The 8,379-nt window shown below is 74.3% G+C and carries 8 protein-coding genes; 2 read left to right on the top strand and 6 right to left on the bottom strand.

The genetic code is table 11. From position 1 onward, the window contains the following. Positions 1-146 precede the first annotated feature (146 nt). The 3 genes from AB7J25_RS14135 to groES all read right to left on the bottom strand — a co-directional run bounded on the left by AB7J25_RS14135 (position 147) and on the right by groES (position 3,368). Entirely contained in the window at positions 147-1,244 is a 1,098-nt protein-coding gene (locus AB7J25_RS14135) for a hypothetical protein (protein WP_428509003.1), read from the bottom strand. Positions 1,245-1,376: 132 nt separating this feature from the next. Continuing rightward, on the bottom strand, positions 1,377-2,999 hold the full coding sequence (gene groL / locus AB7J25_RS14130) for a chaperonin GroEL (protein WP_428509001.1): 1,623 nt from the start codon (positions 2,997-2,999) through the stop codon (positions 1,377-1,379). Positions 3,000-3,077: 78 nt separating this feature from the next. Beyond that, positions 3,078-3,368 (bottom strand): co-chaperone GroES, encoded by a 291-nt coding sequence (groES, locus tag AB7J25_RS14125; protein ID WP_428508999.1) that lies wholly within the window; start codon positions 3,366-3,368, stop codon positions 3,078-3,080. A gap of 225 nt (positions 3,369-3,593) precedes the next feature. On the opposite strand from groES, the gene AB7J25_RS14120 reads away from it, so the two are divergent. After that, positions 3,594-5,000 carry an alkaline phosphatase D family protein gene (locus tag AB7J25_RS14120; protein WP_428508997.1) on the top strand — a complete coding sequence of 469 codons (1,407 nt, stop codon included), beginning with the start codon at positions 3,594-3,596 and terminating at the stop codon, positions 4,998-5,000. A 109-nt stretch (positions 5,001-5,109) separates the two neighbouring features. Next, positions 5,110-5,913: an SAM-dependent methyltransferase gene (locus tag AB7J25_RS14115; RefSeq protein WP_428508995.1), complete on the top strand. Its 804-nt coding sequence runs from the start codon at positions 5,110-5,112 to the stop codon at positions 5,911-5,913. 56 nt (positions 5,914-5,969) lie between these two features. On the opposite strand, the gene tsaD is transcribed toward AB7J25_RS14115, so the two are convergent. Genes tsaD through tsaB form a run of 3 tightly spaced genes read right to left on the bottom strand, consistent with a single transcriptional unit; the run spans position 5,970 to position 8,238 of the window. Then, positions 5,970-7,010 (bottom strand): tRNA (adenosine(37)-N6)-threonylcarbamoyltransferase complex transferase subunit TsaD, encoded by a 1,041-nt coding sequence (gene tsaD / locus AB7J25_RS14110; protein WP_428508993.1) that lies wholly within the window; start codon positions 7,008-7,010, stop codon positions 5,970-5,972. Next, on the bottom strand, positions 7,007-7,567 hold the full coding sequence (rimI, locus tag AB7J25_RS14105) for a ribosomal protein S18-alanine N-acetyltransferase (protein WP_428508991.1): 561 nt from the start codon (positions 7,565-7,567) through the stop codon (positions 7,007-7,009). Before rimI ends, tsaD begins: the two co-directional genes overlap by 4 nt. Beyond that, complete coding sequence (tsaB, locus tag AB7J25_RS14100) at positions 7,564-8,238, bottom strand: tRNA (adenosine(37)-N6)-threonylcarbamoyltransferase complex dimerization subunit type 1 TsaB (protein WP_428508989.1); 675 nt, start codon at positions 8,236-8,238, stop codon at positions 7,564-7,566. The genes rimI and tsaB overlap by 4 nt, the downstream gene beginning before the upstream one ends. Positions 8,239-8,379: the final 141 nt, after the last annotated feature.

Below are 8,379 nucleotides of genomic sequence, written 5' to 3'. Positions count from 1 at the left end.
TACCGTCGTCACGAGGAATCCTTCCTGCAGCTTCCTGCAGCCGGGTGATGTGTCACCCCCCATCGGCGGGTGACCTGGCCTTACCTTGACACGATCAGGGCGCTGATGTGCCCTCCATTCGAGAACCCGTCGCCGAGCGGCACTCGTCAAGTGGGTGACGAGAGTCCGAATGGAGCAGTCAGACTACCCACTGCCACTCGCGGAACCCACACGGACTCCCCCATCAGGCGCCTGCCGACCGGGTCGGCGTAGCCCTTCAGGACGCTCACCGTGTGCATTGCGGTGTGACGCATGCCACTTTCGGCCTGCGGATCCGCGTGTCGCAGGAGATCCGCGGCCGCGAGAGCGGCGGGCCACACGAGTGGCAGCAGTCTGTGATCGGCCGCCTCGTCACGGGCGGTGGTGAGCTCGTCCACCGCGTCCGGGACCGACGCCGGATCGGCGGCCGCGCGGGCCACCGCGAGCACGATCCGCGACTTGAGGACATGGCGCAGCGCGCCCGCCCCGCGTGCCGCGGCCAGGGCCGCCTCCGCCGGCGCGACCGCCTCCGCGGCGCGGCCCTCGAGCAGTGCCAGCTCGGCCAGCACCCAGTGCGCCCGGATGCGGGGGCGCCAGGTCTGTGACGCCGGCACCGGGGAACCGGCCACGCCGGAGCCGGGCGCCACGAAACCGGGCGCGACGAAACCGGGCAAGGGAGGGCCGGGCACGCGGAAGCCAGGCACGGGAGAGCCCGGCGCCGCGCGCGGCCGGGGGACCGCCGCTCCGGCGGCCGGTGCGGGGAGACCGGGCGGCACCTCGGCGAGCAGCCGGTCCGCGGCCGCGAGCAGGCGGCGTGCGCCGGTGAGGTCGAGGGCGCCCAGCGCGTCGGCGGCGAGACCGACGAGCGCGTCGATCCGGGCCGAGCCCGCATCGAGGCCTGCGCGCGAGCCCGCCGCCGACGGGCCCGCACCCGGGCCCGCGAGGGACGCGCAGGCACCCGGGCGGGCGTCGCGCCCGTCCCGGCACGCCGCCACGGCCAGCCGAAGCCCCAGGGCGTCCCAGCGCCGCGCCGCGGCGTGGCCGCCCAGCTGGCGCCGGTGCGCCCCGAGCGTGACGGCGGCGTGCGCGGCGAGCGCCGTCGGTACGGTGCGGTCCGCGAGGAGCCCGCCGAGCAGGGTGGCTGCTGCGGCGTAGCGCCCCTGCCCGCCCAGCACCACGGCAGCGAGCCAACGCCGGTCCGGCGCAGCCCCGGGGGGCGGCGTCACCACCGCGCCGGGAACACCCCCGAACGCAGCGTCAAGTAGCTCCACACAGTGAGTAACGACCGAGCGGCACTCCGTTCCGGTGGAATCCGGAACGGAATGCCGCTCGAATGGGTGATCTCTGTCCCGGGCGGGTCAGTGCCCGTGCCCGTGGCCGTGACCGCCCGCAGGTGCGGGGGCGGGCGGCTCGGGCTTGTCGACCACGGCGCTCTCGGTCGTGAGCACCATCCGCGCGATCGACGCGGCGTTCACCACGGCCGAACGCGTGACCTTGACAGGGTCGATCACGCCGTCGGCGACCAGGTCGCCGTAGGTGAGGGTGGCGGCGTTGAAGCCCTGGCCCCACTCCTGCTCGGCGACCTTCGACACCACGACCGGGCCCTCGAGCCCGCCGTTGGCGGCGATCCAGTGCAGCGGCGCGGTGAGCGCCGTGCGCACGATGCCCACGCCGGTGGCCTCGTCACCGCTGAGCCCGAGGTTGCCCTCCAGCGCCTCGATGGCGTGCACCAGCGCCGTGCCCCCGCCGGGGACGACGCCCTCCTCGACCGCGGCCCGGGTGGCCGACACCGCGTCCTCGATGCGGTGCTTGCGCTCCTTGAGGGCGGTCTCGGTGGCCGCGCCGACCTTGATCACCGCGACGCCGCCGGCCAGCTTGGCCAGCCGTTCCTGCAGCTTCTCGCGGTCCCAGTCGGAGTCAGACGCCTCGATCTCGGCCCTGAGCTGGGCGATGCGGCCGTCGACCGCGTCCTTGGAGCCGCCACCCTCGACGAGGGTGGTGGTGTCCTTGGTGATCACGGCCCGGCGCACCCGGCCGAGCATGTCCAGCCCGGTCTCGGTGAGCTTGAGGCCGACATCGGGGTTGATCACGGTGCCGCCGGTGGCAATCGCGAGGTCGTCCATGAACGCCTTGCGCCGGTCGCCGAAGAACGGCGACTTGACCGCGGCGACCTTGATCGTCTTGCGGATGGAGTTGACGACGATCGTCGACAGCGCCTCGCCCTCGACGTCCTCCGCGACGATCAGCAGCGGCCGACCGTCGGCGAGAACCTTCTCCAGCACCGGGAGCAGGTCGGTGATCGCCGAGATCTTCTCGCGGTGCAGCAGGACGTAGGCGTCCTCGAGCACGGCCTCCATCGACTCGGTGTCGGTGACGAAGTACGGCGAGAGGTAGCCCTTGTCGAACTGCAGGCCCTCGGTCAGCTCCATCTCGGTCGCGAGGGTGGACCCCTCCTCGATCGTGATGACGCCGTCCTTGCCGACGGCCTCGAGGGCCTCGCTGATCAGGTCGCCGATCTCGGACTCGCGCGAGGCGATGGTGCCGACCTGCGCGATGTGGGTCTTGCCCTCGACCGGGGTGGCCTTCTTGGCGAGGTACTCGTTGACCGCCTCGGCGGCCTTCGCGATGCCCGCGCCGAGGGCCATGGGGTTGGCACCAGCGACCACGTTGCGCAGCCCGGCGGCCACGAGGGCCTGGGCGAGCACCGTGGCGGTGGTGGTGCCGTCGCCCGCGACGTCGTTCGTCTTCGTCGCGGCGGTCTTCGCGAGCTGGGCACCGAGGTTCTCGAACGGGTCCTCGAGGTCGATCTCGCGAGCGATGGTCACGCCGTCGTTGGTGACGGTCGGCGCGCCGAACTTCTTGTCGATCACGACGTGACGGCCGCGGGGGCCGAGGGTGACCTTGACCGCATCGGCCAACCGGTTCACCCCGCGCTCCAGCGCCCGCCGCGCCTGCTCGTCGAAGCTGATCTGCTTCGCCATCTGCTGCCTTCCTTCAGGCGGACGGCGCCGCCCCGGACGGCCCGTGGGTCGGACCGCGCGGGGCGGCGGAGGCGGTGACTAGTTGACGACCGCGAGGACGTCGCGGGCGGAGAGGATGAGGTACTCCTCGCCGTTGTACTTGACCTCGGTGCCGCCGTACTTCGAGTAGATGACGACGTCACCCACGCTGATGTCGAGCGGGATGCGCTTGCCGTTGTCGTCCACGCGGCCCGGGCCCACCGCGAGCACCTTGCCCTCCTGGGGCTTCTCCTTGGCGGTGTCGGGGATGACGATCCCGGACGCCGTGGTGGTCTCCGCCTCGCTGGCCTGGACGACGATCTTGTCCTCGAGCGGCTTGATGTTCGCCACTTGATGACCTCCCCTTCCTGGGGTGCGTGCTTCTCGGGCTGTATGGGTACTCGCGACCGGACCCCGCGGCCACCCGCCGTCGCGGTGTCGGGGGGCCGGGTCCGGCCGTGCGCTTGGCACTCTACCCATGCGAGTGCCAACGTCTCAAACCCCGTCCACCTGCGCGGCGAAACACCCCCGAAACCTGGCAGGCATGGCACGCTCGCGGCGGTGGGAGCGCCTCGGGTGGGACGGCGGACGGTGCTGCGGGCCGCTGCTCTCCTGGTGCTCGCGGGCTGCGCGGCGGGCGATCCGTTCACCCTCGGCGTCGCGTCCGGCGACCCCACCCCGGACGGCGTCCTGCTCTGGACGCGGCTGGCCACCGACCCGCTCGCGCCGGACGGCCTCGGCGGGCTCGGGGCACGGCGCACGGACGTGCAGTGGCAGCTCGCCGAGGACGACCGCTTCGCCCGCGTCGTCGCCTCCGGGACCGCGACGACGGGGCCGGAGCGGGGGCACGCGGTGCACGTCGAGGTCGCGGGGCTCTCGGCGGGCCGCGAGTACTTCTACCGCTTCCGCGCCGGTGGCGCGCTCTCGCCCGCGGGTCGCACCCGCACGACGCCCGCACCCGGCTCGCTCACGCCGCTCACGGTGTGCGTCGCGTCGTGCGCGCAGTACGAGCACGGCTACTACACCGCCTACCGCCACCTGGCGCAGGACGCGCCCGATCTCGTCCTGCACCTCGGGGACTACATCTACGAGGAGGCGCCGGGGGCGTACCGCGTGGCGAGCGGGAGCGTCCGGCTGCACACCGGCGGGGAGGCGCGCACGCTCGCGGACTACCGGGTGCGCCACGCGCAGTACCGCAGCGACCCGGACCTGCAGGCCGCCCACGCCGCCGCGCCGTGGCTCGCCGTGTACGACGACCACGAGGTCGCCGACGACTGGGCGGGCGACCGGCCCGCCGTCCCCGACCCGGGCTTCGCCGCCCGCCGCACGGCGGGCCTGCAGGCCTACCGGGAGAACCTGCCGCTGCGGCCGTCGAGCGTCCTGTACCGGCGGATGGGCTGGGGGGCGCTCGCGACGGTGCACCTGCTCGACACCCGCCGGTACCGCACGCCGGGCGACCTCCTGGGGCCCGCGCAGGAACGCTGGCTCACCGACGGCCTCGCCGCCTCGTCCGCCCGCTGGGACGTGCTGGCCCAGCAGGTGTTCTTCGCCCGCCTCGCCGAGCCCTCCCGGACCGGCAACCCCGACGCCTGGGACGGCTTCCCGGCGTCCCGGGACCGGATCGCGGACGCGCTCGCCGGTGTGCGCAACGCCGTCATCCTCACCGGGGACGTGCACTCGTGCCGGGCCGCCGACGTGCATCGCCGCTGGGACGTCCCGGCGCCGGTCGTCGCGTCGGAGATCGTGACGACGTCGATCAGCTCCGGCGGAGACGGCTCCGACGTCCCGCCGTCGTGGCTGCACCTCAACCCGCACCTGCGGTACTTCGCCGACCGCCGCGGCTACGTCCGCACCCGGTTCACGCCCACCGAGGTGCGGGTGGAGTTCCGGACGCTGCCCTACGTCTCCCGGCCGGGCGCCCCGGTGGCGACGGCGGCCACCTTCGCCGTGGCGGACGGGCGGCCGGGGCTGCGCCCTGCGTGAACCAGGGATCGCCCCGCACCGTTCCCCAGGATGTGACCATGCTTGCGAGGTCGCCATCAGACACAGCACCGCCGGGCACGGCGGTGACGAGCGTCAGCGAGGAACAGACGTGACCGACGACCTCCTCCGCCACCCCGACTTCCCCCGAAGCTCCGGCTACGACCCCACCTGGATCACCGCGGCCGTCAGCGGCGGCGCGAACTCCCTGTGGCTCACCGAGTGGCTCACCGAGGCACTGGAGCTGCGGCCCGGGATGCGCGTGCTCGACCTCGGCTGCGGCCGGGGCGGGTCCTCGGTGTTCCTGCACCGCGAGTTCGGCGTCCAGGTGTGGGCGGTCGATCTCTGGTTCGGCGTCGACGAGCGGGCCGCGCGGATCCGCGACGCCGGGGTCGCGGACGGCGTCTTCCCGATCCACGCCGACGCCCGCAGCCTGCCGTTCGCCGCCGGGTTCTTCGACGCCGTCGTCAGCATCGACTCGTTCGTCTACTACGGCACCGACGACCTCTACCTCAACTCCCTCGCGCGGTTCGTCGTCCCCGGCGGGCCGATCGCGATCGCAGGCGCGGGGCTCACGCACGAGATCGCGGAGGTGCCGTCCCACCTGCGCGACTGGTGGGAGCCGAGCATGGCCTGCCTGCACTCCGCGGACTGGTGGCGAACGCACTGGGAGCGCAGCGGGCTGGTCGACGTCGCGCTCGCCGACACGATGACCGGGGGCTGGCGGCGCTGGTTGGACTGGCAGCACACCGTCGCGCCGGACAACCATGTCGAGATCGCCGCGCTCACCGCGGACTGCGGCCGCACGCTCGGTTACGTGCGCGCCGTCGCGCACCGCCGCGAGGACGTGACCCCCGACGAGCCGATCGTCTCGATCCCGACGGCGTACGAGCCGCACCCGCTGCTCCGAGCATGATCACCGTGAGCGGTGCACAGCGTTCGCATCCGAGCGTCCTGCACCGGAGACGGTGATCATGGGGCGACGAGCACCTCGGTGACCGGCAGGGACGAGTCCGCGGGCAGGTCCAGCGCGGACGGCGCCGCCCCGCCCGCCACGAGGTGCGCGCCGAGCGCGGCCACCATCGCGCCGTTGTCCGTGCACAGGCCCGGCCGGGGCACCCGCAGGACAATCCCGGCGGCCTCGCAGCGCTGCAGGGCCAGCGCCCGCAACCGGGAGTTCGCCGCCACCCCGCCGCCGAGCAGCAGCGTCCCCGTCCCGCGCTCCCGGGCGGCACGCACCGCCTTCGCGGTCAACACGTCCACGACCGCCTCCTGGAAGCTTGCCGCCACATCCGCCACGGGGATCGGCACGCCGTCGCGCTCCAGCGTCTCGACGTGGCGGGCCACGGCGGTCTTCAGGCCCGAGAACGAGAAGTCGAACGGAGCGTCGCGCGGGCCGGTGAGCCCGCGCGGGAACGCGACCGCCGCCCGGTCGCCCTCCTGCGCGACCCTGTCGATGTGCGGGCCGCCGGGGAACGGGAGCCCGAGCAGGCGGGCGATCTTGTCGAACGCCTCGCCCGCCGCGTCGTCGATCGTGGCGCCGAGCGGCGTGACCGGCCCGGCGATGTCCGGCACGTCGAGCAGGCTCGAATGCCCGCCCGAGACGAGCAGCGCCAGACACGGCGGCAGCGGGCCGTTCTGCAGGGTGTCGACGGCGACGTGGGCCGCGAGGTGGTTGACCCCGTAGAGCGGGACGTCCCACGCCGCGGCGTACGCCTTCGCCGCCGCGACCCCGACCAGCAGCGCTCCCGTGAGCCCCGGCCCGGCCGTCACGGCGACGGCGCCGACGTCGCGGCCGCGCAGCCCGGCCTTCTCCAGCGCCCGGTGCACCGTGGGCACCATCGCCTGCAGGTGCGCCCGCGACGCCACCTCCGGGACCACCCCGCCGAAGCGGGCGTGCTCGTCCACCGAGGAGGCGATCTCGTTGGCCAGGAGCTCCGGCGCGCCGTCGGTGACCCGCACGATCCCGACGCCGGTCTCGTCGCACGAGGTCTCGATCCCCAGGACGATCACCGGGCGTCCCTCCGCATCGTGTGCGCGTCCGCCCCGCTGGGGCGGTAGTAGCGGCGCCGCAGCCCCACGACCGCGAACCCCTCCGACTCGTAGAGCCCCCGCGCCACGTCGTTGTCGGTGCGGACCTCCAGGAACACCGTGGCGTGCGCCTCGTCAGCGATCGCGAGCAGCCCGCGCAGCAGGGCGCGGCCGATGCCGCGCCCCTGGAACGCCGGGTCGACACCGATCGTGTGCACCTCGGCTTCGGCGTCCGGGGGACCCGCGACGAAGCCGATGCCCGCGTAGCCGACGAGGAGGTCGCCCTCGCGCGCGGTACTGATGGGCGCTCCGCCTGCGCTCCGCGCGGTACTGATGGGCGCTCCGCCTGCGCTCCGCGCCGTGCCGATGGGCGCTCCGCCTGCGCTCCGCGCCGCGAGATACGGGTGCCTCCACGCCAGCGCGTCCAGGAAGGCGCGGGCGCTCCACGGGTCGTCGCCGGGGAACAAGATCTGTTCCAGCTCGGCGCACCGCGGGGCGTCGGCGGGGGTCAGCGCGTCCACGATCACCGTCGCCTTCACGCCGTCACCCGCTTGCGCTCGCCGGGCACCTCGGCGTCCGGACGGCGCAGGTAGAGCGGAACGAGCGGCTGCGGGGGCGTGCCGGACCGCAGCACGGACGCCGCCGCCCCGACGAGACCCGCGGGCGAGGGGAAGGCGGGCTCCAGGAACGCGAGCCCCAGCGCCTCGACGTGCGCGACCGAGCCCGCCGCGGCCGCCACCTCCAGCTCCGCCATCTCCTGGGCCGCCACGGCCGGCGGATCCACGTGCGGGCCGGAGAGCCGCCTGCCGCCGTCGTAGACGGCCCAGTAGACCTCACGCCGCCGGGCGTCGGTGATCACGGCGAACCGCTCCGGGCCCGTGGCGGCGGGCACGTCGCAGGCGATCGCGTCGAGCGAGCAGACCCCGTACACCCCGACGTCCAGCGCGTCCCCGAGCGCCGCAGCGGTCACCATCCCGACGCGCAGGCCCGTGAACGGACCCGGCCCCCGCCCCACGACGACCGCGCCCGCGTCCCGCAGCGTGATCCCGGCTTCCGCGCACGCCGCCAGCAGGCCCGGGACCAGCAGCTCACCGTGCTTGCGGGTGTCGTGCGCGACCTTCTCCGCCCGCACCGCGAGCCCGGAGCCGGTCAGCTCGACGATGCCGGCGACGACGGCGGAGGTGGCGGTGTCGATGGCCAGGACGAACACGACCGTTGAGCCTACGAGCGTCCGGCCGGACGCCTGGCCGCGGGCCCCGGCCAGGCCCGATCCAGCGATGCTCGCAGGCCCCAGACACGCCTCGCAGAGGCCGCAGCCCCTGCGAGGGGTAGCGCCACCCTGCGACGCGCA

The organism is Pseudonocardia sp. (genome assembly GCF_050246655.1).
GTDB lineage: Bacteria > Actinomycetota > Actinomycetes > Mycobacteriales > Pseudonocardiaceae > Pseudonocardia.
The sequence above is the reverse complement of the archived record's forward strand: the minus strand, read 5'-3'. Positions and strand labels throughout refer to the sequence as shown.

Coding starts and splice junctions, on each gene's coding strand:
- groL (WP_428509001.1), bottom strand. CDS start 2,999: ATGGCGAAGCAGATCAGCTTCGACGAGCAGGCGCGGCGGGCGCTGGAG.